Source organism: uncultured Agrobacterium sp., assembly GCA_913777615.1.
Classification (GTDB): Bacteria; Pseudomonadota; Alphaproteobacteria; order Rhizobiales; family Rhizobiaceae; genus Agrobacterium.
Map to the genome: position 1 here is coordinate 140,951 of CAJYTK010000004.1, position 25,331 is coordinate 166,281.

Consider the following 25,331-nt stretch of genomic DNA (forward strand, 5'->3'; position numbering starts at 1 on the left):
CCGAAACCTGAGTCGGGTATCCATACGGATGCTTTTTCAATGGCGGAAGTCGTAGCGATTTCCGCAAAAACCGCAATCGCAACCGCGGTCACTTTCAATGTCTATTCGTTACCTTTGTCAGAAGGTTACGCCGGTTTCTTCTTGGCATCCTTGATCGCCTGGGCGCGGGCGCGAAGCACACTGGCGCGGCCTTCCTTCACCTCCTGGCGCGCACGGCCGAAGGCCAGCGCGTCGCCGGGAACGTCATCGGTAATCACGCTCCCAGAAGCAACATAGGCATCGTCGCCAATCGTCACGGGTGCCACGAGTGCTGAGTTGGAGCCGATAAAGGCATTCCTGCCAATCCGCGTTTCATGCTTGTTGATGCCGTCATAATTGCAAGTGATCGTGCCCGCACCGATATTGCTGCCAGCACCGATGAAGGCATCGCCGATATAGGTGAGGTGGTTGACCTTGGCGCCCTCGCCGATCTCGGCCTTCTTGATTTCGCAGAAATTGCCGACCTTGGCTTTCGCCGCCAGATTGGCGCCGGGACGTAACCGCGCATAGGGGCCAACTGTCGCACCAGCGCTGACATGAGCGCCTTCCAGATGCGAGAAGGCATGGATGACGGCACCCGATTCGATGGTGACTCCGGGTCCGATCACCACGTTGGGCTCGATCAACGCATCCTGGCCGATCTTGGTATCCCAGGAAAGAAACACGGTTTCCGGCGCAATCATCGAAACACCGTCGATCATGAACTGATGGCGCGCCCGCTCCTGCCAGAGTTTCTCAATAATTGCGAGTTCGGCGCGGTTGTTGCAGCCGGTCATCTCAGCCTCGGGCGCATCGACAGCCACGGCCTTGCCGCCATTGGCGCGGGCGATCTCGACGATGTCGGTCAGATAATACTCGCCCTTGGCATTGTTGTTGCCGATGCGATCGAGCAGATCCAGCGCCCGGCGACCATTGATCGCCATCAGGCCGCTATTGCACCATGTGACCTTGCGCTCGTCGTCGCTGGCATCCTTCTCCTCGCGGATGGCGACGAGTTCGCCATTCTGCACGAGAAGTCGACCATAACCGGTTGGTTTGTCCGTATGAAAACCTATGACGACGATATCCACGTTCCCTGCCAGCGCCTGACGCGCCCGGTTCAGCGTTTCAGCCGTCAAAAGCGGCACATCGCCATAGGCGATCAGAATATCGTCGAAACCCTTCTCGATTGCCTCGCGAGCCGCCAGCACGGCGTTGCCCGTGCCAAGCCGCTCCTTCTGCAGGTAAGGTTCTACAGAAACGCCTGCGACACGCGCGGCATCCGCAACCTTCTCCGCATCGCGACCAACGACAAGCGCGGCAGCACTCACGCCAGCGCCGGACACCGCCTGCATCACATGCGCGATCATCGGCCGTCCGGCAACGGGGTGCAAAACCTTCGACATGGACGATTTCATGCGCGTGCTTTCACCGGCGGCGAGAATGACGGCAAGACAGGTGCGTTCCACTTGGATCTCCACTCAAAGTATCGAATATTGTCCAGCCGCTATAAACGCTCGACGAGAAAGAAACCATGGAAATTGCATGACGGGTTGAAAAGCGACGTGATGGAAAGCTTCATGAGGTCGGTTGAAGTCCAAAACGCCCTTTCAACGCTTTGAAAATCTTCTAATCTGTCTTGACCGCCCTCCTAACGAAATCCGGAATCCCGCATGTCTTCTTCGCAGAGCGTCAGCCAGCCCGTCCGTGGAATGCTTATCATGGCGGCGTGCATGATCGTGCTGCCGGTGATGGATGCGATTGCCAAATATATGGCGCATGAGGGCATGTCCCCCGGTCAGGTGACATTCTATCGCTTCTTCTTCCAGCTGGTCTGCACGCTTCCGCTGCTGCTCTTCATGTCGCCAAAGTCGCTAATCCATGCCAAGCGCCCTTGGCTCAACCTGCTGCGCGGCGTGTTGCATACGGCGGCAAGCCTCGCCTTCTTCGCCGCTGTCAAATACATGCCGCTCGCCGACGTCTTTGCCATCTATTTCGTCGAACCCTTTCTGCTCACCATAATGTCCGCGCTGTTTCTGGGAGAGCGGGTCGGCTGGATGCGCTGGAGCGCGATCGCCGTCGGCTTCATCGGTGCGATGATCGTCATCCAGCCAAGCTTCGAACTCTTCGGCCTCACTTCGCTGCTGCCTGTCGCCTGCGCCTTTCTCTTCACGCTCTACCTCTTCCTAAACCGCGCGATTGGTGAGGGTGACAGCCCCCTGGTCATGCAGACCATGGCAGGCATTGCCGGCACGATCTTCATGGGCGTCGCTCTTCTGATAGGCCACGGACTGGGAGACACCAATTTCGACATGTCCCTGCCCGGCTGGGATCACGGCCTCGTTCTCCTGATCCTTCTCGGCTCGATTTCGGGCTATATGCATCTTCTCGTGGTCAAGGCGTTTCGCCTTGCGCCCGTATCGCTTCTGGCACCTTTCCAGTATTTTGAGATCATCTCCGCCACGATCCTCGGCTACCTGCTGTTTTCCGATTTCCCAACACCGTCCAAATGGCTCGGCATCGTCATCATCGTGACGTCAGGGCTGTTCATCATCTGGCGCGAGAGATTGAGCGCTCGACGTCTCAAGATGGCAGAGGTCGCGGAAGTTTGAAGAATTGCCGCAACTGCACTTGTTCGTAAGGCCCGCGTCGGGCAAAAAGTGCTTCCACGAATGATAAAGACATAAAGGAGACCAGAGGATGGACGTTCGCGCCGCAGTCGCCGTTCAGGCAGGCAAGCCATTGGAAGTTATGACGGTTCAGCTGGAAGGCCCACGCGCCGGTGAAGTGCTGATCGAGGTCAAGGCGACCGGTATCTGCCACACCGATGACTTCACCCTCTCGGGTGCCGATCCGGAAGGTCTCTTTCCCGCGATCCTCGGCCATGAAGGTGCCGGTATCGTCGTCGATGTCGGCCCCGGCGTCACCTCGGTCAAGAAGGGCGACCACGTCATCCCGCTCTACACGCCGGAATGCCGCGAGTGCTATTCCTGTACTTCGCGCAAGACCAACCTCTGCACCGCCATCCGCTCGACTCAGGGCCAGGGCGTGATGCCGGACGGCACCAGCCGCTTCTCCATCGGCAAGGACAAGATCCACCACTATATGGGCTGCTCCACCTTCGCCAATTACACGGTTTTGCCGGAAATTGCCGTTGCCAAGATCAACCCGGACGCGCCCTTCGACAAGGTTTGCTACATCGGTTGCGGCGTCACGACCGGCATCGGCGCTGTCATCAACACGGCAAAGGTCGAGATCGGCTCGACGGCGATCGTCTTCGGCCTCGGCGGCATCGGCCTCAACGTGCTTCAGGGCCTGCGCCTTGCCGGCGCGGACATGATCATCGGCGTCGATATCAACAATGATCGTAAGGCCTGGGGCGAAAAATTCGGCATGACGCACTTCGTCAATCCGAAGGACGTCGGAGACGACATCGTGCCCTATCTCGTCAACATGACGAAGCGCAATGGCGACCTGATCGGCGGCGCGGACTACACCTTCGACTGCACCGGCAACACCAAGGTCATGCGCCAGGCGCTCGAAGCATCGCATCGCGGCTGGGGCAAATCGGTCATCATCGGCGTCGCAGGCGCCGGCCAGGAAATCTCCACCCGCCCCTTCCAGCTGGTCACCGGCCGCAACTGGATGGGCACGGCCTTTGGCGGCGCCCGCGGCCGCACCGACGTTCCGAAGATCGTCGACTGGTACATGGAAGGCAAGATCCAGATCGACCCGATGATCACCCACACCATGCCGCTTGAGGACATCAACAAGGGCTTCGACCTGATGCACAAGGGCGAGAGCATCCGCGGCGTCGTGGTCTATTGATGTAAGAAATGATTGGCGCGGGAGTACGCGCTTCCGCGCTGGAAGGATTTAGAGGGGCTGCGAGGCCCCTCTTTCTATTTCACTTTAGAGATTGGCGGGCGGTTGCGGCATCGGCTCTGCCCGTTTGAGGCGGAGATATCTGGCAGGACAGAGGAGTTACGGCGCCTAACGCTCAACGTCAGACGCAACCTCATCCCCAACTCAGGCCGCCGTCTCAACTTCCTTCGCCGCATCCGTCGGCACATAATTCAGCACAGGTCCAAGCCAGCGCTCGACATCTTTCACCGCCATACCCTTGCGCCGAGCATAATCCTCGACCTGATCTCGCTCCACCTTGGCAACACCAAAGTAATAGCTTTCCGGATGTCCGATATAGAGGCCGGACACGGACGAGCCCGGCCACATGGCGTAACTTTCGGTCAGCTCCACACCCGTCTGGTTCGTCGCATCAAGAAGACGGAACAGCGTGTCCTTCTCCGTATGGTCAGGCTGAGCCGGATAGCCGGGAGCCGGGCGAATACCGGCGTAAGCTTCTCCGACAAGATCATCACTGCTGAAGCGCTCATCCGGCGCATAGCCCCAGAACTCCTTGCGCACCCGTTCATGCATGCGCTCGGCAAAGGCTTCGGCGAAACGGTCGGCAAGTGCCTTGACCAGAATGGATGAATAGTCGTCATTGGCCCGTTCGAAGCGTTCGGCAATGGCCACTTCTTCGATACCAGCCGTAACCACGAAGCCACCGACATAGTCGGCAATGCCGCTGTCCTTCGCCGCGACGAAATCCGACAGCGCCACATTGGGCCGTCCATCGCGCTTGGAGAGCTGCTGGCGCAGAGTGTAGAAGGTTTCGAGTTCAGACGTGCGGCTCTCATCGGTGAACAGACGAATATCGTCTCCCACCGCATTGGCCGGCCAGAAGCCGATGACGGCGCGCGGTCGGAACCACTTTTCCTCGATGATCTTCTTCAGCATGGCCTGCGCATCGGCATAGAGATGGCGCGCTGCCTCGCCCTGCTTCTCATCTTCGAGAATGGCCGGGAAACGACCCTTCAGCTCCCAGGTCTGGAAAAAAGGCGTCCAATCGATATAGTGTGACAGTTCTTCGAGATCGTAGTCCTCGAATGTCTTGGTACCGATGAATTGCGGCTTGACCGGCTGATAGCTCGCCCAATCCACCTTCTGCGCGTTTTCGCGCGCACGCGACAGCGGCAGGCGCTGCTTTTCGCGTTCGTTGCGCGCATGCGCATCGGCAACCTTGGCATATTCTGCGCGAATGCCGTCAATATAGGCTGGTTTCTGGTCTTCCGACAGAAGTGCTGACACCACGCCGACCGCGCGCGAGGCGTCCGTCACATAGATCGCCTGGCCCTTCTCGTAGCGCGGATGGATCTTCACCGCTGTATGAACACGGCTCGTCGTCGCCCCACCGATCAGAAGCGGCAGGTCGAGCCCCATGCGCTCCATCTCGGAGGCCACATGCACCATTTCATCCAGCGAGGGGGTGATAAGGCCGGAAAGACCGATGACATCGACCTTCTCCGCAACAGCCGTTTCGAGAATCTTGGTGGTCGGCACCATCACGCCGAGATCGATGATCTCGTAATTGTTGCAGGCGAGAACGACGCCGACGATGTTCTTGCCGATATCGTGGACATCGCCCTTCACCGTCGCCATCAGCACCTTGCCCGCAGCCTTGCGCTGATCGCCACCATTCAGGCGCTTTTCCTCTTCCATATAGGGAAGAAGAACGGCAACGGCCTGTTTCATCACACGGGCGGATTTGACCACCTGCGGCAGGAACATCTTGCCTGAACCGAAGAGATCGCCGACCACATTCATGCCCGCCATCAGCGGGCCTTCGATGACATGCAGCGGACGAGCGGCCTGCTGGCGCGCCTCTTCCGTATCCGCATCGATATAGTCTGTAATGCCATTGACGAGCGCATGCTCCAGCCGCTTCTCAACGGGGAGCTCGCGCCACGACAGGTCCTGAACCTTGCCTTCCTTGGCGCCAGCGCCGCGGAAGCGTTCGGCAATTTCCAACAGCCGTTCGGTCGCATCGTCGCGGCGGTTCAGCACCACATCTTCGCAGGCCTCGCGCAATTCCGCATCGATGCCCTCATAGACGGCAAGCTGGCCCGCATTCACGATACCCATATCCATGCCAACCTGAATGGCGTGGTAGAGGAACACGGCATGCATCGCCTCGCGCACCGGCTCGTTGCCGCGGAAGGAGAAGGATAGGTTCGAGACACCGCCGGAAATATGCACGAGTGGCATGGTTTCGCGGATGGTCTTGGTCGCCTGGATGAAGTCTACACCGTAATTATTGTGCTCTTCGATACCGGTCGCGACGGCGAAGACATTCGGGTCGAAGATGATGTCTTCCGGCAGAAGCCCGGCCTTCTCCGTCAGAAGCTTATAAGCGCGGGTGCAGATTTCCACCTTGCGCTCGTAGGTATCCGCCTGCCCCACTTCGTCGAACGCCATGACGACAACGGCAGCACCGTAATTGCGCACCAGACGCGCCTGTTCCAGAAACTTCTCCTCGCCTTCCTTCAGCGAGATGGAGTTGACGATCGACTTGCCCTGAACGCATTTCAGGCCAGCCTCAATGATCTCCCATTTGGAGCTGTCGATCATCACAGGCACGCGGGCAATATCCGGCTCGGCGGCAATCAGATTGAGGAACTCGACCATGGCCTTCTGGCTGTCGATCAGGCCCTCATCCATGTTGATGTCGATGATCTGCGCGCCGTTCTCCACCTGATCGCGGGCAACGGCGAGAGCAGCGGTATAGTCGCCAGCGGTGATCAGCTTGCGGAACTTGGCAGAGCCCGTCACGTTCGTGCGCTCGCCGACATTGACGAAGGGAATGTCCTTGGTCAGCACGAAAGGCTCGAGGCCAGACAGCGACATGAAGGACCTGTGTTCCGGCACCTTGCGCGGTTCGAAACCCTTTACGGCGTCTGCAATGGCGCGAATATGCTCCGGCGTCGAGCCACAGCAGCCGCCCACCACATTGACCAGTCCTTCACGGGCAAACTCGGCCACCTGTGCCGCCATCATCTCCGGCGTTTCGTCATACTGGCCGAATTCGTTCGGCAGGCCGGCATTCGGATAGGCGCAGATGAAGGTATCGGCCACATCCGACAGTTCCTGCAAATGCGGACGCATGGCGTTCGCGCCAAGCGCACAGTTGAGGCCGATGGTAAACGGGTTGGCGTGACGCACCGAGTTCCAGAAGGCCGACGGCGTCTGGCCAGACAGCGTGCGGCCAGAAAGGTCGGTGATCGTGCCAGAAATCATCACCGGCAGATGAATGCCCTTGGCAGCAAAGCGCTCCTCGCAGGCGAAGATCGCAGCCTTGGCGTTCAGCGTATCGAAGATCGTTTCGATCAGAATGATATCAGCACCGCCATCGATCAAGCCGTCAATCTGCTCGCCATAGGCAGCGCGCAAATCGTCGAAGCTGACGGCACGATAACCGGGATTGTTCACGTCTGGCGAGATCGACGCGGTGCGGTTGGTTGGGCCAATGGCACCGGCGACGAAACGGCGGCGCCCATCTTCCCGCTCGGCGCGCTGCGCGGCACGGCGAACGACAAAGGCGCCCTCGCGATTCAGGTCGTAAACCGCGCCTTCCATCTCGTAATCCGCCTGCGCGATGCGCGTGGAGGAAAACGTGTTGGTTTCGAGAATATCCGCGCCTGCCATGGCATAACGGAAATGGATATCCTCGATCGCATCCGGCTGCGTCAGGATCAGCAGGTCGTTATTGCCCTTCTGGTGACAGGCACAGCCGATGAAGCGGTCGCCACGGAAATGCTCTTCATCAAATCCAAGCCCCTGGATCTGCGTGCCCATGGCGCCGTCGAGAATGAGGATGCGCTCTTCAGCCGCCTGTTTCAGCGCCTTCAGAATTTCCGCGCCGTCGCGTTTGCCGCCCAAAGGGCCAAACAGATCGTCCAACATCGGCACTTACTCCTCATTCTGTGCAAATCAGCAAGTCATCAAGTCACATAAAGATATCTTTATGTCAACATATCGCGCAGCTTCCGCGGCTCCCGTTCGAGAAATAGGGTACGAAATTTCCAGTGCGGATGACACCCTCGCGCCTCAAAGATATAGGTATCCTCCACCAGTGCATCAAAGGAGGAATGGATGAGCGACACGGAAAGCACGAAAGCCTATTGGAGCACGCTGCCATGGCATCGCCAATGGTTGGTAAAGCAGGCGGAAGGCCTCTTCGACTTCTTCCAGTATCGCGCGGTCAACCCTAAGGGCGGCTTCTTCGATCTCGACCGGCACGGCGCTCCTCTCTCCTCCGACAATACTGTGCGCGGCATCCACGCCTCAGCCCGCATGGTGCATTGCTTCTCCATCGGTCATCTGCTCGGTCGCCCCGGCTGCGGCGATATCGTTGACCATGGCATGACCTATCTATGGGACAAGCACCGAGACCAGGAGCATGGCGGCTATTTCTGGCAGGTGGACGACAACGGCCCTGCCGACGCTACCAAGCAGGGTTACGGCCACGCCTTCGTGCTTCTCGCCGCCTCCTCCGCCAAGGTCGTCGGGCATCCGCTGGCAGATGCCATGTTGGCCGACATCACCGAGGTTCTCGAAACCCGCTTCTGGGAAGAGAAGCACGGCGCCATCAATGAAGAGTTTCACCGAGACTGGTCGCCGATCGAGAATTATCGCGGCCAGAATTCTAACATGCACCTGACCGAAGCCCTGATGGCCGCCTTCGAGGCCACGGGCGACAAGAGCTATCTTACCAAAGCCGAACGGATCGCCGATCTCATCATCCGCCGGGCAGCGGGCGCGCTGGACTTCCGCGTGCCGGAGCATTTCGACGAGAACTGGGTGCTGGACAAGGATTATCGCGGCAACGAAATGTTCCGCCCCTCAGGCTCCACGCCCGGCCACTGGCTGGAATGGTCCCGCCTTATCCTGCAACTCTGGGTCCTGGGCAATCGCAAGCATGAGTGGATGCCGACTGCTGCAAAGTCCCTCTTCGTCCAGTCCATGGCGCTCGGCTGGGACCGGGAAAAAGGCGGCTTCTTCTACACGCTCGACTGGGACAACACGCCCGCCAAGACAGAAAAACTCTGGTGGCCCATGTGCGAGGCAGCCGGTGCCGCCCACTTCCTCAACGAGCACCTGCCCGCGGACGAGTTTTACGAGGACAGCTACCGCCGCATCTGGAGCACGATTGCGAACAACTTCCTCGACCATCAATTCGGCGGCTGGCATGAGGAACTGACCGAAGAGCTCGTTCCGGCCAACACACTCTTCCCCGGCAAGGGTGATATCTATCACGCCCTGCAAGCCTGCCTCATCCCGCTTTTCCCGGCAGATGGAAGCCTGACAAAGGTGATCGCCGAAAAAGGCGCCCGCTTCTAGTCCAAGCGTTTAAAAATGGAGCGGCGACGCGGACCGCCGCTTTTGCCGCTCCATAGAAAAACTCACTCGAAATCCGCAGAATTAACCGTGATCCGCCATTCCAGTTTTGCCGGATCGGCCTGTTCGTTGCTGCGCAACCGAAAAGGCCTGCAGGCAGCATAACTTTCATGCGCCTCAAGACGCCTTTCGTTGGGCTGGTATGACTCGAGCGAAATAGGAGCACGAAATGCCGGCTCGAAGCCCTGCAGCGTGTAAGTCAGCCGCTCCACCGCCACGTCATTGGTATTCTGGAAACTGACGCGGATCGGTGCATTCTCATCTTGGCAGGTCGGATCATAGGCGGCTGTGGCGATGATCTTCGCCAACCTTTCGCCGGAGCGGATCCAGTCGAACAACACCCAGCTGCCAAGGCACACCCACACCACGGCAAGTGCCGCCACAACCGCCTTCAGATGCCGCGGAAAAGCGATGAGAAACAACAGCAAAGCGACCGTTAGAACGACACCGACGATCATGAACGGCGCTCCGCAATACGAGACATCATGTCAGTCAGTCTTCTCTCTCCCAAAGCCTTTGATAAAAGGCATGCTTCGCTCCCCTTATAGCGCGGTAAAGGCGAAGACGCACAGAGAGACGCAGTAAAGTCGGCGTGACAACAAAACGAAGAACCGGAGAGACGGCAATCGAACTCTCAGGGCTCTATCTCTGCTCTTACCGCAAGGCGGCCTTAACGAGAACAGCGAACACAAAAACAATGACGACCAGTATGATCGCGACGGTCAGCCGCAATTTTCCTGGGTTTGCAATCACTGGCGGATTGTATTCGTCATACATGGCCGGACGGCCAGAGGCTAAACGCAGATATTGAATGATGAAGGTCACGATGAACGCAAGCGGTATTCCCAAAGCATACGCAAAGAACAAAACCTTGAACTCACGTGCGAGATAGAATGAGAATGCACTTCCCCCTGCCGGAACAGGCACCAGGACGCCAACGAGAGCCTTGCCCGGTGTGGTTCCAAACAACGTCATACTCGTCGCCAGCAAAACGGCACTCGCAAACATCGCCGCGAGGCCGAACAGCGCGGAATAACCGAGCGTTTGTAGTGCATCTGCATAGGGCGCGAAGGTGATCATCGCGGCCCGACTTCCCACCTCAAGAAATGGCCAGAGAAGCATATTGTCAAGCATTCTTGCCCAGAAGCGCGGCCACGGTCGCAGACGGGGTGCATAAGCCAACTGCGCAGCACCAGTTGCGGGCTCGGCGCGCGTCACCGGAGCATGTGTAGGCGGTAACGCAGGCGGTGCAGACACAGGAGTCGGCACACGAAAAAACGCGGCAAAATCGGGATGGTCGGCGACGACCTGCCAGTCAGCCATACCCTCGCGCCAAATATAGGCGTCGCGTCCGATCACGCCACCGACAATCAGCTTTTCAATTTTATCTTGGTCGACCGGCCCTTCGCGCTCCTGCCCGACCGCGTAATACCAAACGGTCATATTTCGTGCCCCCATTTCGACCAACAGCATCTAGCAAGGCGGTATCGATACGTAAAGTTGTATGGAGAGCAAGATGCTGCAACGTCGACTTAATGGACGAACGGCTTGTCATTCAGTCAATCGATTGTACCGAATATTGCGCTCAGAAAATTCTTCTTTTCCACCAATTGCAGCTCGGAACGCCCCCGCATGCTTGTGAAAAGCCTCGATACATTTCGCCCCCTAATGAAGACTGTCACGTCTACATGTGTGTCTGGCACGTGTGGCGCAATTCCTTCCAACCTAAAAACCCGCGCCCCATTGACATAGGTTTCTCTCCAATCTGAGCGTGGTATTATCAGGGGAGAAAACTGCATTTCCAGATCCTTCAGATAAGCCGTATGATCGACGTCCTCATCGACAATAAGATCGGAGCCAAACATTGCCACCATCCTCAGTTCCCTGGATCTGAATATGAACGTGTCATGATCGGTAGGATCGTTATTAGCGACATGCTCCCAGATTTCGCTGATCCTGGCGCCCCTGCCCGTCTTGGGATTGACCCATGTTCTGGTCGAATCGGTCAGCGTCAAATTCGGCACGACCATTCGATCAACCGGGACACCTCCAGAAGAAGAAATGGGAAGAGTGCTATGGCTCGCATTGGTCCTTTTGTCGAAGCGGGGCTTGCTCACATTAACAACGGCACCGCTAACAAGAAGCAGCATAAACGGCACCATGATTAAGGCTGCGACGCGGCTTGGCCGAACGGCCACTACCCTCGGCCGCTCCATGTCATAGCCCGCGACTCCATCAGCCTTCAGCCGACTGTATTGGAAAAGGAACGTCAAGATGAACAATGGGGGGATACCCAAGGCGCAACCCGAAAACCACACCCTGTACTCACGGTGGAAGTGATATGTGAAGCGCAGACGAAGACCGTTACAAGGCGTGGGCACCCTTACGCCGAATATGGCTTTGCCCGGCGTCGTACCGAACAATGCCAAGCAGAATGCGGGTATCATAGCGGCGAGAGTGATCAGCATCAGGTACAGAATAAATGCCCCAATGATATGACCGGGTCGTTTTCCAGGGAAATAGAAGTAAGCAACCCAGATTTCTTGTCCAAGAACCGTGAACAAAGGTGACATCATCAACAGATCGAAAAGCCTTGCCCACAGACGGCGCCAAGGATGTGCGGGTACAAAGGTCTGTTCCGGGCCAAGAGGTTTTGTCTCAGCCCCGGGAGGCCGTGCTGCAAAACTATCGGCAAAAACGGAAATGAGACCAGCCTTCTCCCAGTCCGTCATCTGTTCGTGCCAGAGATAGTCCTCGCGGGTGACATGACCAGTCTCGATGAGCCTGCGAATGATCTTCTCGTCGACGGGCCCTCCTCGCTTGCGCCCAATGGTGTAATGCCAGTCAGCCATACCGTTTTACGCCTCGTTGCCACGGCTGAGCGTCGGACAAACGCCACCGGAGAATAAAGTTTGAAAGACGGAACTCGGACGGCCGGCTTTCGCTATAGTGCGGTTGAATGTGAGGTCTAGGCGGGACATCGGTGGCTTATCGAGTCGTCCCGAACAACTCATGGACAAAGGCTTCCCGCTCGCTTGTTTGCAAGTTTGAGCCGCCCTCGGTGAACATCACTAACCGCCACGCATCACGACCGTCCACGACAACGGTTACCTCTACCAGTTGGTTTGCATCCTTGATACTCACACCATTTGACCGAAATCCCCGCACACGATTGATCACGACCGGCTCCCAGTCAGACGTCAGGGTGACGTTTTTCAGTCGAGCCGCATAGAAGGCGGCATATAAGCGTGGATCGACGTTTTCGGCAGGAAGCTCCAAATGGCTGAAAAGGCCTTCCATAAGCAGATGACGGGCAACGAAAATGAACGCATTCTGGATTTCAGGGTCGTCTGGAAGACGTTCCCAGTATTTTTTGATTGTGGCCGTGTTTCCTGTGACCGGATTGACCCAATACTGGGTGGCCGTGCGGTCTACCTCTGCCTTTTCCTGCACTCGCCACCACACAGCATTCGCGGTGAAAAGAATAGCAACGAGCGCTATGCCTAGGGTGAGACGCAGCTTACCCGGATTGGCGATAACAGGTGGATTGCGCTGATCGTAGACAGCTGGACGACCTGTGGCCAAACGCCAATATTGGGCGGCGAAGGTAATCAGGAATACGACCGGCATGCCAAGAGCAAAGGCCCAGAACCACACTTTGAGTTCGCGTTTAACATAGAACAAAAATCGATTGGCTTGCGGCGGAACGGGAACCCGCACGCCCAAGATGGCCTTGCCTGGAGTATTGCCGAAAAGCGCCATGAGCACCGCCAGCACGAACCCCACAAGTGGAGTAATGATGAAACCCCACAGAAATTCATATGTGACGAACATCATGTACAGATGCGGGGCATATAAGACTGAGGCGGCTACGATACCGGTGGACAGTAACGGCGCAATCAGCAGCAAATCAAACATTCGCGCCCAAAAGCGGGGCCAGGCACGCAAGCGAGGAGCAGAAACCGGTTCCGGCTGAACTGGCTCCGAGGGGGCTTGCGCTGGTTCCGTGCGCTGAGACCTCGATGGAAGCGGAGGTGGCGTTACGCCAGCAATTGGAGGAGGCGTCACGAAAGCATCCGAGAATTCCGGATGGGTACCAACGATCTCCCAGTCCGCCATGCCATCGCGCCAAATGTAAGCATCGCGGGTGATCGTACCGCCTGTAATCAGATCGCGGATTTTATCTTCGCTGACAGGCCCCTCTCGCTCCTGTCCAACGGCATAGTACCACACTGTCATGCTGTCATGCCCCGCTTCCCCGCAGAAGCTTTAACAAGGCGCTATAGTCCCGTAAAGGCGGATACTGAAAGTCCAACGCTAGTGCCTCTACGAAACCGCTGGTTCAGCTATCCGTTTGGCAACAAAGCAAGTCTTTGGTCACCACGCCACTTTAGATTTTTGATCAAGCACCATCCGTTCTTTGACACCTAATCGCCGGAACGCGTCTCCAGTGAGCCCCTGACGAACCATTTTCCACCCTGACCGTTATCTCCTTGAATGGGAAAATATCTCAACATGAACAGACTTATCGCCGCGGCTATTGTCGCATTCAGCGCATCACAGGTGAACGCCATGGATAGCCTCTCCGAGCTCAAGTGGAAAAACCGCGTTATCATCGTATTCGGCAGTTCGGCCGAACCAACGCTGGACCGGCAAATCGCTCTTCTCGCTCGTCAAAAGGAAGAACTAGAAGACCGTGATCTGGTCGTCATCCGGGTATCAGGAGGTGAAGCCCTCCCCGTCCATGGCAACGCCTCCGGACTAAACGCCGCTGCGATCAGGAAAGATGCGAATGTCAGTGGTGAGCGCTTCCAGATAGTCCTTGTAGGCAAGGATGGTGGAATAAAGCTCCGAAGCGACCGAATCGTCGAGAGCGTGGAAATCTTCGATCTCATCGACACAATGCCCATGCGTAGAGCCGAGCGTGGCTAACTGGAATCATTTTTAAAGAATGGTGGGCCCGGAGGCTGTCACATAAGATAGGAAATTCAAGTGCTTAGAGCCCCGCACCTTCGAAAAAATGGCCATTGAACTGATTTCCTAAATTGGAATGCACCCCGCACCGCTCTTGACCGAAAGAGCACTCCAAAATGCTAAACTCCGCGTCAGGAACCGAGAGCCTGGGCGTCTACGCCCGCGAATTGGCAAGGCGGTTCGAAGGGATAGGCATTGACGCCTTTGCCTCCCAGAACGAGCGTTACCTTGTTCTTCTTCAGGATAGCCCCGGGGAAATTATCGATCTCGGCAAACCGCTTCGTGGGACCCGAATTTTCGGCACCCACGCTATCCGGAAGAATATACCGATAGTCGCAGACTTCACGGCCTTCGCGCGTACTGATGGGCTTGCAGATTGCATGTTCTGGTGCATCGGCCTCCCAGGCCACAAAGCGGAGCCGGATGATCTAACGACCGCGATGAAAACCTTCAATTGCACAAACAATAACGAGTTCAGTGAACTTCGAAAAAGGCATTCGTTCGAAGTCTTGCTAATTGCCATTCATCCTCGTTTTGATCACCAAACCGGCCTTTTCGACTTGCACGCTCATTTTGTGTGCCGGGTGCCGCCTGATCACCGTGAAGCGGTTCATCGCAGATTGATGACCAAATTCTCCAAGATCGACTTGAGGACGGCCCCGATAAGAAACGCGGCAGCGGTATCGACCTACATGCTATGGGGTATCTGGCGAAACAAAGACATGTTGACGTGGCCTGATCATGCTCTGCGCGCTGCTTGGAGCCTCACCCAGCATCGGTTTCGCTTTTTTCGCACCGGAGGTGGGTTCGCCAAATGGAGATCATCTCGTCCAGCATCTGCTACACGGTCAGTGCCCGGCGTAGATATGGCGACAATACAACGCAATCGTCATGAGACCGCATGGTCGCGGCAACCGGTTCAAACATGCGACAGGTTGTTGTCCAGAGTAAAGGTGTGCCGTAGCGGCACGAAGATCGCTGCGCTTCTTTTCGAAACCCAGTCGAGCACCTCCTTAAACGCAGAAGAGGTTCGTAAAGAAGCAGTTCCTGAGTATTCTTCAGCGACTATTGTCGCAACTCAGGGAGTGACGTCCGCGAACGATGACGCCTCTGACGAGCGGCGCGAGGGACGATCTGGGACCACTCAGAAGGCCACCACAACGGCTCCAGGACACACGAAAAGCCGAACTTCGAAATTTTTGGCTAAGGCAGCCGAAACCGTCCGCATTATCGGCGTTCGGATCAAATCTGTTGCCGTGTTTGCGACGGCAGTACGCGCCATACGATTTGTAAGTGGGAGCAGAAAACCAAGAAAAGGATCGAATCATCTCGACGAAGGAGGGAGGCGGAAACAATCAAGGGTTGATTGTGATAAATACCTTCGTTTTTTCCCCGACAGTTGCGGGGCTGAGAGCACCAAATCGACAGCGGTCTCGGAGTCTCCCCAAAGGCCATTTGAAAGACTCCGGCGTCTTGTATTCGCGATGAAGGAAAGGTAATCTAAGACTCTGATTTTACGTACCAAATTCAATTATACGTCTGTAGCATTCCGAATGAGGCCGGCTAGATTCTAGGCAGCGATCCAACGCGCCGCGATGGACGTCATAGGAACTAGAAGGAACATAGCATGCGTGAACTAGAAGACATCATCTTCTCGGCTGGACAATTTGCAAACGATGAGCACGGCGTGAGGTTTGTGGAGCGGATCGAGAATGAGGTTCCGGGAGAGTACGTCGTCTTGGTCAGTCGTGAGTACGAAGGCCAGGATGGATACATGCGTCTGTTCGCACAAACACATTTCGTGTCGACGGATAACGACGGCTACATCGCTATGGCGATCCCCTTGGTCGAATCCTTCTCGGACAGCAGTCCTAGTCTTCAGGCGGAAGCGTGGAGTCTGCAAGACGAACTGAAGTCAGAAGTCGCGGCACTCACGGCTTATTCGCTACGCAATGGTCGTCGAGCAGAATTCGACTTTTATCGGCCTCTGAATAACGCTGCCTGGGACGAATTCAGACGATGGGTCCAGCTTGATTTCCTAATAGTCAAATAGCTGACCGCAAAGACGCCTCCGAGCTCCAGACGCCTCTTACTTCGAGGCGGGTAAGGCATGTTTAACCAAAAGTCGCACATAGAGACTGCATCCATAAGGTGCGCCCTTCGCACAATGCATATTTGCGGTTATCGATGCGCAGGGTGACAAATTGACCGACTCTGAACCCCGTTGAAAAGGACCCTGCAGTGCCCCCGTCCTCAGATGTTTCGCCCGAAGATTGGCAAGAGATTTTCTATGAACTGCGAGTTCTGACTATCCGGGCCGGTTACGCTGATTGGGATCGTCACGCGACTGCGGCGATGATGGACAATTTTGATCTCACGATAAGAGATCGTGTGAACATGTACTATTCTAATCTGTTAGCCCATCTGAGGCTTGGAACACTCTCTTTCCGAGAAGAGCTAGTCAATTCGATCAACGTGTTGGTGGGTTCACCCGGACCAGACAGGCGTCTCACTGTGGCTGTTGAGGCGAATGAGCCAGGAGGAGAGGATTCCGTCTCTATTTTCGCTGGCCCCTCGACTGATCAACTGATCGAAGAACTTGAATGGTTTGGTGAGATATTAAGTGGTGACTATGACCCGAAGGTGATTTTCCCCGACGAGTACGGTGACGATGACGATGACGATAACGATAACGATAACAATAACAACAATGATGGCGGGATGACCCCATGAAAGCTCCGACGAGAACACCAGTTGCAGTAGCTGTGATCCGCCGACTGCGAAGGGCTTTCCAAAATCACCTGAACGTCAATGCCACAACTGCTGGCCAATTGTTGTCAGGGGCAACTATGGCCGATAAGGCTTACGAGCTAAAATGTCTGATTGCGCTATTGACTGAACTCAAACTGGCTGATCCGAGAATTTCGTTTGCCTTGCAAAGTGGCACGCAAATCCGATTTAGATCGAAGGGGGGGCCAATCGATCGGCGGCGATGGCCATGTGTTGTAATGCTCCGAGGCAATCACCCAATCGCTGAGATTTGGACCAATATTGAGTTTGAGACCCTAAGCGCCACCAACCAGAACCACACTCTCACTATCCCGACATATGGGGACACTCACGAGCTCGATCTGATATTGACGAGGCCCAACATTTCAGACGGATACCCCAAAACTCGGGACTTATTGATTGGAGTCGAGGCCAAGCACCGCCCTTACAACAAATCTTTGCTTAAAGAGCTTCTTGGAGTACGTCGAGAAATGGCACTACGGTCTCGCCTTACTCGACATCATCTAACCTGGTGGCATTCGGCGATGCTACCGTGTAGCCCCCCTTCAATTCTGATAGCTTACTGTGGCTACGCAAGCATATCGGACTACGATGGTCCATCGGGATACTTCGGCGTGAGAATGGACCACCTCCCGCTTTGACCTCCATCGACAAGGGGATGGCAGCCTGCCGATGATGATGGTCCCGGACCTTACGTTAGGTTGTCAGCAGCTCGAAGTTTTCCGTCAGGCCTTATGTAGCGGTACAACGTCTGACGGGATACACCGAGTTCCGCACATAGATCGGCAACGACAGTCTCCCCTTGCCCCATAGCAGCCTGCGCCAACCTTATCTTCGTGGGCGTCATCTTCGGCTTTCGGCCACCCACGCGCCCACGGGCGCGAGCGGAGGCAAGACCAGCGATCGTCCGCTCTCGGATCAACTCACGTTCGAATTCTGCGAGAGATGCAAAAATGCCAAACATCAGCTTGCCCTGTGCGGTGGTGGTGTCGATTGGCGTCTGTCCTGATAGCACCCTCAATCCGACACCGCGTTTCGACAGGTCATCTACAGTGTTGACCAAATGCCGAAGATCACGACCCAGACGATCCAGCTTCCAGACTACCAGCGTGTCGCCGGATCGCAGGGCCTTGAGGCATCCTTGGAGACCCGGGCGGCCGTCTTTTTTTCCCGAGGCTAGGTCTTCATAGATCATCTGAGGCCCAACGCCCGCTCCCAGCAGCGCGTCTTTTTGCAGGTCTAGTACCTGGCTGCCGTCTGACTTCGAAACACGGACGTAACCGACCAACTCCCCATGCCCAACCTGCCCATCTGTGACAAAAACGACCGTTTCTGAGACAAATGGTGACTTCGGCTATTGTCGGCTGCAAGCTGTAACTTTTGGCGTTACTTATTCAATGTATGGAAAATCTGTTGTCGATGGTGCTGGCCACAGGCCGACAATCCTCAGCTACGCAGGCAGAAGTTTCGCCAGGTCTGCTCCCGCGAAGTCTGTCCTGGTGAACTCTATCCGATCAGGATAACCATCACAGCCAACCACCTTCACAGAACCGGGTGTCCTGCTATGCATCCAAACAAGGGTTGCGGTACACAGGCTCTCGGACACCTGAGCCTCGTGGAACGCGTGTCGGTCAACTCGATAGTGTTGACCGGTTACTAGCGTCTCGGTTTTCACGGGGCGGACTCCAACTCGGGTTGAAGTCTTGACGAGAAAGTTTGACGTCGATTTTTCGTACCTATCGCCGCCGTACCCGACTTCGTAGAGAGGTAACCCGTCACTTCCCGCCGAAGCAGCATCATAGGTGATGTTAGTCAGTTGGCCGGATAGTATTCGGCTATCAACGTGCCGATCATGGGTATGAATGTAAGCAGGCATGCCTCGAATTGGCCTTTCCCCCTTCGGCCAGAGATGGAACCGCCAATCGCCAGCTTCCGTTCGGTCAACCGGAACAACGAAAAATCCATGGGGATGCACCAAGCAAACCGGATTTGTGCTGCGTAACCAGTTCTTGAGTGCAGCCATCAGGTGCTCGGTTGGTGCCGTATGCACATACTCCAGCGTGAGAGGAAAAGTGAGCTCAGCGCGCATATGGAGACCTGGAGCCACGTGATTTTTCTGCTTGTTGTTCAAGGGTGGCGATCACGCCTAGTTCACCGAACATATCTTCAAGGGGCTGCGGTCCTGACGAAAGAACCACCGGGTCAGCAAACTCCCTTATCCAACTGAATTCGGTCAAGAATGCTGCGTGGTCGCTGTCAGACCGCGGATAGCGGAAGGCCATATCCTTGGGGTCTTCACGCGTCACTATGATCTCCTGTGACGATCCTTCGATCCGAAACGTGGAGAGGCGATCGCTCAAAAACAATGAGATATTCAAGAAGCTTTTAAATTCTGAGGAGGCTGCGGCGAGATCGAGGATCGTCGCCATTACTTCCTTCTGAACGTAGCTGGTGTCCCAAAGTATGCGGTCAAATGAGGCAGTGCGCCGGTAATTTGCATATTTTTCACAGACTTTGTCGTCCCGAAAATCTAAAAGGATCACTTCGACATTGATGGCACGCCGCCTTCGAACCGCGTTCTCTCGCAATATCGGGAGTATCTCCGCTCTGAAATGGCGGCCGGTACGGACAAAGATTTTATAGTCCGTCGCTTCAGATGCAATGCTGCGAAGCGCGCCACCAATATCCTGAGGGATCAGCCTCGTCCGTGCCTCCGCATGCTCGGTGTCTATGAAAAAATATGAAAGGTAGAGAGCAGATACGACTGCGAAAACGGCGCTCGCAACAACTGAAACCAGAAGGCTGTTGAGAGTGTTCCAACCTCTCGTGTCAGGTGCGAAATAGTATATCGCCCATATAACGACGACAGAAACCGCTATAATGAGTGCCGATGTCAATAAGAACACTCGGCGCTGATGGGATGATCTGAAAATGCCAGTCAGAGACATGTCACGCTGACGCTCTTAGGATGATATGAGCGTACACAGAGCATTGTTCTCACCTCAATGCAAGCTCCGGTAGCGCCATGCCAGTTCGTATTGATACCGCAGTAAAATCCGCCCGCCCGAGCAGACCGACAGACAAAGGAATGCCAAATCGGCGGCAGTCGGTCCCGCGACATCTGTCGCTCCTGCGGCTACCGTTGTTTCCGATTTCGCATGCGCGAATTCCCGCCGGGTCCTGTCGGGGCGCTATGCTCCCGGCTCCGATATGCTCATCAACTCTTTCTGTGGCCTTCAATAGTAGGAAGTGAGGACTTCATGGACACCATGAAATCCCAATGCGATACAAGACGCCGCAAGTTCCCGTATTTCGAGAGATTCGATGTCCAGTGCACTTAAAGAACTGTTTGACCGCTATCGCACCGGCTCCAAAAGCGAACGGGAGAAAGGCACCTATTTTGAGAACCTCGCCAAGGTTTTCTTCGAGAATGATCCGCAATATGCGCAGCGCTTTGACAAGGTCTGGACCTATGCGGAATTCGCGTCTGAAAGAAGCATAAGCGGTCAGGATACAGGCATCGATCTGGTAGCCCGGGTGCGTGAAGATGGCGGCTTCTGTGCTATCCAGTGCAAGTTCTATCGTGAAGGTCACCGCATCCAGAAGAGCGACATCGACTCCTTCTTCACAGCGTCGGGCAAGAAGCCGTTCACCGAGCGACTGATCATCGACACCACGAATACCAATTGGAGCGAACACGCCGAAGGCGCGTTGCAGGATCAGAACATCAGCACGCAGCGGATCGGCCTGTCGGACATCGAGCAGAGCCCAATCGACTGGACGGCCTATATCAAGGATTCCAAGGTCGTTCTTGCCCAAAAGAAAGAACTCAGGCCGCATCAGAGGGAGGCGCTCGCTGCTGTGAAGGACGGCTTTGCCGCTGCCGATCGTGGCAAGCTGATCATGGCCTGCGGAACAGGCAAGACGTTCACGGGATTGAAGATCGCCGAAGACTTTGCGGGCATCGGCAAGATGGTGCTCTACCTCGTGCCGTCGCTCGCCTTGATGTCACAGTCCGTTCGGGAATGGTCCATAGACACCGAGACGCCGCTGCGCTGCTTTGCTGTCTGTTCTGACGTCCAGGTCGGCAAGCGGAAGGGCGGCGACGACCTCGGCGACATCGATATTCACGACCTCGCTTACCCGGCCACGACGGACGCGAAGGTTCTGGCTGCCAAGATCAATGCTCATCCCGATCTCCGGATGACGGTGGTCTTCTCGACCTACCAATCCATCCAGACCATATCCGACGCCCAGAAGAAATTTGGCCTTCCGGAATTCGATCTCATTATCTGTGACGAAGCGCACCGGACGACCGGCGCGAAGTTCGAAGGGGAGGAAGAGTCCAATTTTATCAAGGTCCACAATCAGGACTTCATTCAAGGCAAGAAGCGCCTCTATATGACCGCGACGCCGCGCATTTATGGTGACGCGGTTAAGACCAAGGCGGGCGAAGCGTCCGTCGAGCTTTGCTCCATGGATGACGTCTCGCTTTACGGCGAGGTCTTGTTTCAACGTGGCTTCTCCTGGGCCGTCCAGAATGGTCTCCTGACCGACTACAAGGTGGTCGTGCTCGCCGTGGATGAAGCCGTCGTCTCTGCTGGCGTCCAGCATCGGCTCGCCGACGAGCACAGCGAGCTTGTCCTCGACGACGCCACGAAGATCATCGGCTGCTACAAGGCCCTGACAAAGGAAGACCTCAAGCAGGACGTCATGACTGATCCCCTGCCGATGAAACGGGCGCTCGCCTTCTGCAAAGACATCAAGAGCTCTAAGCTGATTACCGACGAGTTCTCCAAGGTTCTCGATGAGTACCTGACGAGCGGTAACGTCATGGACGGCTTCCCTGCCGAAAAATACAAACTCCAGTGCGAATTGGAACACGTCGACGGGACCTTCAATGCAAAGGCGCGCAACGAGCGTCTAAACTGGCTAAAGGAAGACACCGACGAGAGCACGTGCCGTATTCTCAGCAATGCACGATGCCTTTCAGAAGGGGTCGACGTCCCCGCGCTGGACGCCATCATGTTCCTGCATCCGCGCAAATCCCAGATCGACGTCGTGCAATCAGTCGGCCGCGTCATGCGGCGTGCCCCCGGCAAGAAGATGGGTTACGTCATCCTGCCGGTCGGCATTCCGGCTGGCGTCGAGCCCGAGGAGGCGCTGAACAATAACGAGAAATACCGTGTCGTATGGCAAATTCTGAACGCACTCCGCGCCCACGACGACAGATTTGATGCCACGATCAACAAGATGGATTTAGGCGTCGACGTCTCGAACCACATCGAGATCGTTGCAGTCACCAATGATCTGCCGAACAGGAACAAGCCTGAGAGAACCGGGCTCCGCATTGGTCAAGGGAGCAGCGCCGAAGAAAGGGAAGACCTCACCGGAGTTTCCATTTCCGAGCCAGTGCAGACATCGTTCGTATTCGACGAAATCTCAAAAGCCATTCTGGCTCGTATCGTCAAGAAATGTGGACGTCGATCATATTGGGAGGATTGGGCAACTGACATCGGCAAAGTCGCCCAGACCCATATCACCCGCATCAAGGCTTTGGTGGAGCAACCCGGCAGCGAAGAGCGGAAAGCCTTCGAGGAATTCATCGCCGAGCTTCGCGACGACCTGAACGATAGCATAACCGAAGAAGAAGCCATTGAGATGCTGGCGCAGCACCTCATCACCCGGCCGGTCTTCGAGGCACTGTTTGAGGGGTACAACTTCACCAAGGAAAATCCGGTCTCACGCGCCATGCAGGGCGTTCTCGACGTACTACATGAACACAATTTGGAGAAGGAATCTACAAGCCTTCAGAAGTTCTATGCCGACGTCAAAATCCGAGCCTCCGGCATCGACAATGCTGAAGGGAAACAGAAGATCGTCGTCGAGCTTTACGACAAGTTCTTCCGCAACGCCTTCCCGAAAATGACAGAACGGTTGGGGATCGTCTATACGCCGGTCGAGGTAGTGGACTTCATCATTCACTCGGTCAACGAAGTCCTGCAATCCGAGTTCGGCCAGACACTTGGCAGTCGGGGAGTTCATATCCTTGACCCGTTTACCGGCACGGGAACGTTCATAACTCGGCTATTGCAATCCGGTCTCATCAAGCCAGACGAGCTGGAACACAAGTACCGGAACGAAATTCACGCCAACGAGATCGTTCTGCTGGCTTACTATATAGCTGCCATCAATATTGAGGCCACGTACCACGGCCTAGCGGGTGGTCACTATGTGCCATTCGAGGGAATTTGCCTCACAGACACCTTCCAGCTCTACGAGCAGGAACGCGACCTAATCAGCGACCTTATGGCAGACAACAGCAACCGCCGTACACGCCAGAAGGAACTCGACATTCGGGTTATTGTCGGCAACCCACCGTATTCAGTGGGGCAAGGCAGCGCGAACGACAACGCTGCAAATCTTACTTATCCGAAACTGGACGGGCGCATTAGAGAGACATACGCCGCCCGTTCAAACGCGACAAACAAGAACGCTCTATACGACAGTTACATCCGCGCTATTCGTTGGGCTAGTGACCGCATCGGCAATGCGGGTGTGGTAGCATATGTGTCGAATGCGGGTTGGTTGGATGGAACCGCAACAGATGGGTTGAGACAATGTCTGGTTGACGAGTTTACCAGCATCCACATATTTCATCTACGCGGCAATCAACGCACGTCCGGCGATCGTTCGAGGCGCGAAGGTGGCAAGATTTTCGGCGGCGGGAGCCGCGCGCCTGTTGCCATCACGCTCTTTGTGAAAAACTCCAGAGCAGCCGTACAAGGGCAGATTCGATTTCACGATATCGGAGACTATCTCAGCCGCGACGAGAAGCTGTCCATCGTTTCGCGTTTCGGCGGTATCAGCGGTATTGAGCGGGAGCATGGTTGGCAAGCGATTACGCCAGACAAACACGGCGATTGGGTCAACCAGCGTGACAATAGCTTCGACGCCTTTATTCCGTTGGGCGACAAGGGCGGTGTGGCGAGACCCGTGTTGTTCGCCAACTACTCTAGGGGGCTAGAAACCAACCGAGACGCTTGGTGTTTTAATCCGAGTCGTGAAGCAGTGGCAGCTAATATGCGGGCCATGATTGGCGTTTACAATGTGGAACTGGATCGCTTCAATGCTGCTCACCCCCACGCCAATCGCAAAGCGCGAGATTCGGCCGTTGACCGTTTCATCAATACTGATCCAAGCAAAATAAGTTGGAACAGGAGCCTGAAGCAAGAATTGGCAAAAGACAGGCATCATCAGTTCGATGAAAGTTGCCTATCAATGAGCCTGTATCGTCCCTTCACACCTAACTGGGTTTACTATCATCGGCAGCTAAATGCCTACGTAAACCAGATGCCACGAATGTTTCCGATGGGAAATGCAACGGCTGAAAATAGAGTGATTTGCACATCAGGCGGCGGTGAAAAGGTCCCATTTAGCGTCTTGATGAGCGCCGCTTTGCCAAGCCTGCACATGGTGGACATTGAAGGCAGCCAATGCTTCCCACGCTACCTCTACGGTGAAGAAGCCATCGCGGCCGATGACACCCAAGGTGACTTGCTAACTCCCGCCGCCAGCGGTGCTGAGCGGCAACGTCTCGACGCGATCACGGATGAGGGACTGGCACGTTTCCAAGCCGCCTATATGGGTCACGCGATCACCAAGGATGACCTATTTAATTATATCTATGGCCTGTTGCATTCGCAGGATTATCGAGAGCGCTTCGCAGATAACCTTTCTAAGCAGTTGCCGCGCATCCCGGCCGTGAAGAAAGTTTCCGATTTCTGGACTTTTGTCGCGGCAGGCCGGTCGCTAGGCGACCTTCACTGCGGGTATGAGCAGGTCGACCTGTATCCGGTCACGTTTAAACAGGGCAGTTTAGAGCTTACAACAGTCGACGACCCTGAAGACTTTTATCGCGTCGAGAAGATGAAATTCGGCGGCAAGCGTCCGAGCGTCGACAAATCGACAGTCGTCTACAACAGTAACATAACGATGACCGGTATCCCTCTTGAAGCCTACGAATACATCGTCAACGGCAAGGCAGCGCTGGAATGGGTGATGGAACGTCAGAGCGTCCGAACTGACACCGCGAGCGGCATTGTTAGTGACGCCAACCGATACGCCATCGAGACCATCGGCGACCCGGCATATCCGCTCAAGCTGTTCCAGCGGGTCATCACTGTAAGTCTTGAGACGATGAAGATCGTACGGGCGCTGCCCAGACTGGAAATCTGAGCAGGCGGATTCAA

Annotated in this window: 16 protein-coding genes; 7 read left to right on the top strand and 9 right to left on the bottom strand. The window is 55.7% G+C overall.

Annotation, left to right across the window (positions count from 1 at the left end):
• Positions 1–125: 125 nt before the first annotated feature.
• On the bottom strand, positions 126–1,487 hold the full coding sequence (gene glmU / locus QZ862_RS02735) for a bifunctional UDP-N-acetylglucosamine diphosphorylase/glucosamine-1-phosphate N-acetyltransferase GlmU (RefSeq protein ID WP_296034779.1): 1,362 nt from the start codon (positions 1,485–1,487) through the stop codon (positions 126–128).
• A gap of 204 nt (positions 1,488–1,691) precedes the next feature.
• Here glmU and QZ862_RS02740 point away from each other — a divergent pair, with 204 nt between their 5' ends.
• Both QZ862_RS02740 and QZ862_RS02745 read left to right on the top strand, forming a co-directional pair.
• The gene (locus QZ862_RS02740; protein ID WP_296097328.1) at positions 1,692–2,630 is read left to right on the top strand and encodes a DMT family transporter; all 939 of its coding nucleotides are present in this window, start codon (positions 1,692–1,694) and stop codon (positions 2,628–2,630) included.
• A gap of 88 nt (positions 2,631–2,718) precedes the next feature.
• Entirely contained in the window at positions 2,719–3,846 is a 1,128-nt protein-coding gene (locus QZ862_RS02745) for an S-(hydroxymethyl)glutathione dehydrogenase/class III alcohol dehydrogenase (protein ID WP_062440438.1), read from the top strand.
• A gap of 201 nt (positions 3,847–4,047) precedes the next feature.
• Here QZ862_RS02745 and metH read toward each other — a convergent pair whose 3' ends face one another.
• Entirely contained in the window at positions 4,048–7,821 is a 3,774-nt protein-coding gene (metH, locus tag QZ862_RS02750; RefSeq protein ID WP_296097329.1) for a methionine synthase, read from the bottom strand.
• A gap of 189 nt (positions 7,822–8,010) precedes the next feature.
• Between metH and QZ862_RS02755 the strand changes: the two genes are divergently transcribed.
• Positions 8,011–9,258 (top strand): AGE family epimerase/isomerase, encoded by a 1,248-nt coding sequence (locus tag QZ862_RS02755; protein WP_296097331.1) that lies wholly within the window; start codon positions 8,011–8,013, stop codon positions 9,256–9,258.
• 62 nt (positions 9,259–9,320) lie between these two features.
• On the opposite strand, the gene QZ862_RS02760 is transcribed toward QZ862_RS02755, so the two are convergent.
• The 4 genes from QZ862_RS02760 to QZ862_RS02775 form a co-directional block, all read right to left on the bottom strand.
• A complete protein-coding gene (locus tag QZ862_RS02760) occupies positions 9,321–9,773 on the bottom strand; it encodes a hypothetical protein (protein WP_296097333.1) in 453 nt (150 codons plus the stop codon).
• A 196-nt stretch (positions 9,774–9,969) separates the two neighbouring features.
• Complete coding sequence (locus tag QZ862_RS02765; RefSeq protein ID WP_296097335.1) at positions 9,970–10,758, bottom strand: RDD family protein; 789 nt, start codon at positions 10,756–10,758, stop codon at positions 9,970–9,972.
• Positions 10,759–10,874: 116 nt separating this feature from the next.
• Positions 10,875–12,167 (bottom strand): RDD family protein, encoded by a 1,293-nt coding sequence (locus QZ862_RS02770; RefSeq protein WP_296019120.1) that lies wholly within the window; start codon positions 12,165–12,167, stop codon positions 10,875–10,877.
• Positions 12,168–12,303: 136 nt separating this feature from the next.
• Positions 12,304–13,554, bottom strand: a complete 1,251-nt coding sequence (locus QZ862_RS02775) for an RDD family protein (protein WP_296097337.1) — start codon at positions 13,552–13,554, stop codon at positions 12,304–12,306.
• A gap of 276 nt (positions 13,555–13,830) precedes the next feature.
• Between QZ862_RS02775 and QZ862_RS02780 the strand changes: the two genes are divergently transcribed.
• Positions 13,831–14,247, top strand: a complete 417-nt coding sequence (locus QZ862_RS02780; RefSeq protein ID WP_296019115.1) for a DUF4174 domain-containing protein — start codon at positions 13,831–13,833, stop codon at positions 14,245–14,247.
• A 173-nt stretch (positions 14,248–14,420) separates the two neighbouring features.
• Here the strand turns inward: QZ862_RS02780 and QZ862_RS02785 are convergent, their stop codons facing one another.
• Positions 14,421–14,699, bottom strand: a complete 279-nt coding sequence (locus QZ862_RS02785; protein WP_296097338.1) for a hypothetical protein — start codon at positions 14,697–14,699, stop codon at positions 14,421–14,423.
• A gap of 1,217 nt (positions 14,700–15,916) precedes the next feature.
• On the opposite strand from QZ862_RS02785, the gene QZ862_RS02790 reads away from it, so the two are divergent.
• Both QZ862_RS02790 and QZ862_RS02795 read left to right on the top strand, forming a co-directional pair.
• Positions 15,917–16,342: a hypothetical protein gene (locus QZ862_RS02790; protein ID WP_296097340.1), complete on the top strand. Its 426-nt coding sequence runs from the start codon at positions 15,917–15,919 to the stop codon at positions 16,340–16,342.
• A gap of 188 nt (positions 16,343–16,530) precedes the next feature.
• Entirely contained in the window at positions 16,531–17,022 is a 492-nt protein-coding gene (locus tag QZ862_RS02795) for a hypothetical protein (protein ID WP_296097342.1), read from the top strand.
• Between the two features lie 748 nt (positions 17,023–17,770).
• Here the strand turns inward: QZ862_RS02795 and QZ862_RS02800 are convergent.
• Together QZ862_RS02800 and QZ862_RS02805 are read right to left on the bottom strand one after the other, a co-directional pair.
• A complete protein-coding gene (locus tag QZ862_RS02800; RefSeq protein ID WP_296097343.1) occupies positions 17,771–18,367 on the bottom strand; it encodes a recombinase family protein in 597 nt (198 codons plus the stop codon).
• Positions 18,368–19,157: 790 nt separating this feature from the next.
• Positions 19,158–19,976, bottom strand: a complete 819-nt coding sequence (locus QZ862_RS02805) for a hypothetical protein (RefSeq protein WP_296097344.1) — start codon at positions 19,974–19,976, stop codon at positions 19,158–19,160.
• A 427-nt stretch (positions 19,977–20,403) separates the two neighbouring features.
• Here QZ862_RS02805 and QZ862_RS02810 point away from each other — a divergent pair, with 427 nt between their 5' ends.
• A complete protein-coding gene (locus QZ862_RS02810) occupies positions 20,404–25,317 on the top strand; it encodes a type ISP restriction/modification enzyme (protein ID WP_296097347.1) in 4,914 nt (1,637 codons plus the stop codon).
• Positions 25,318–25,331: the final 14 nt, after the last annotated feature.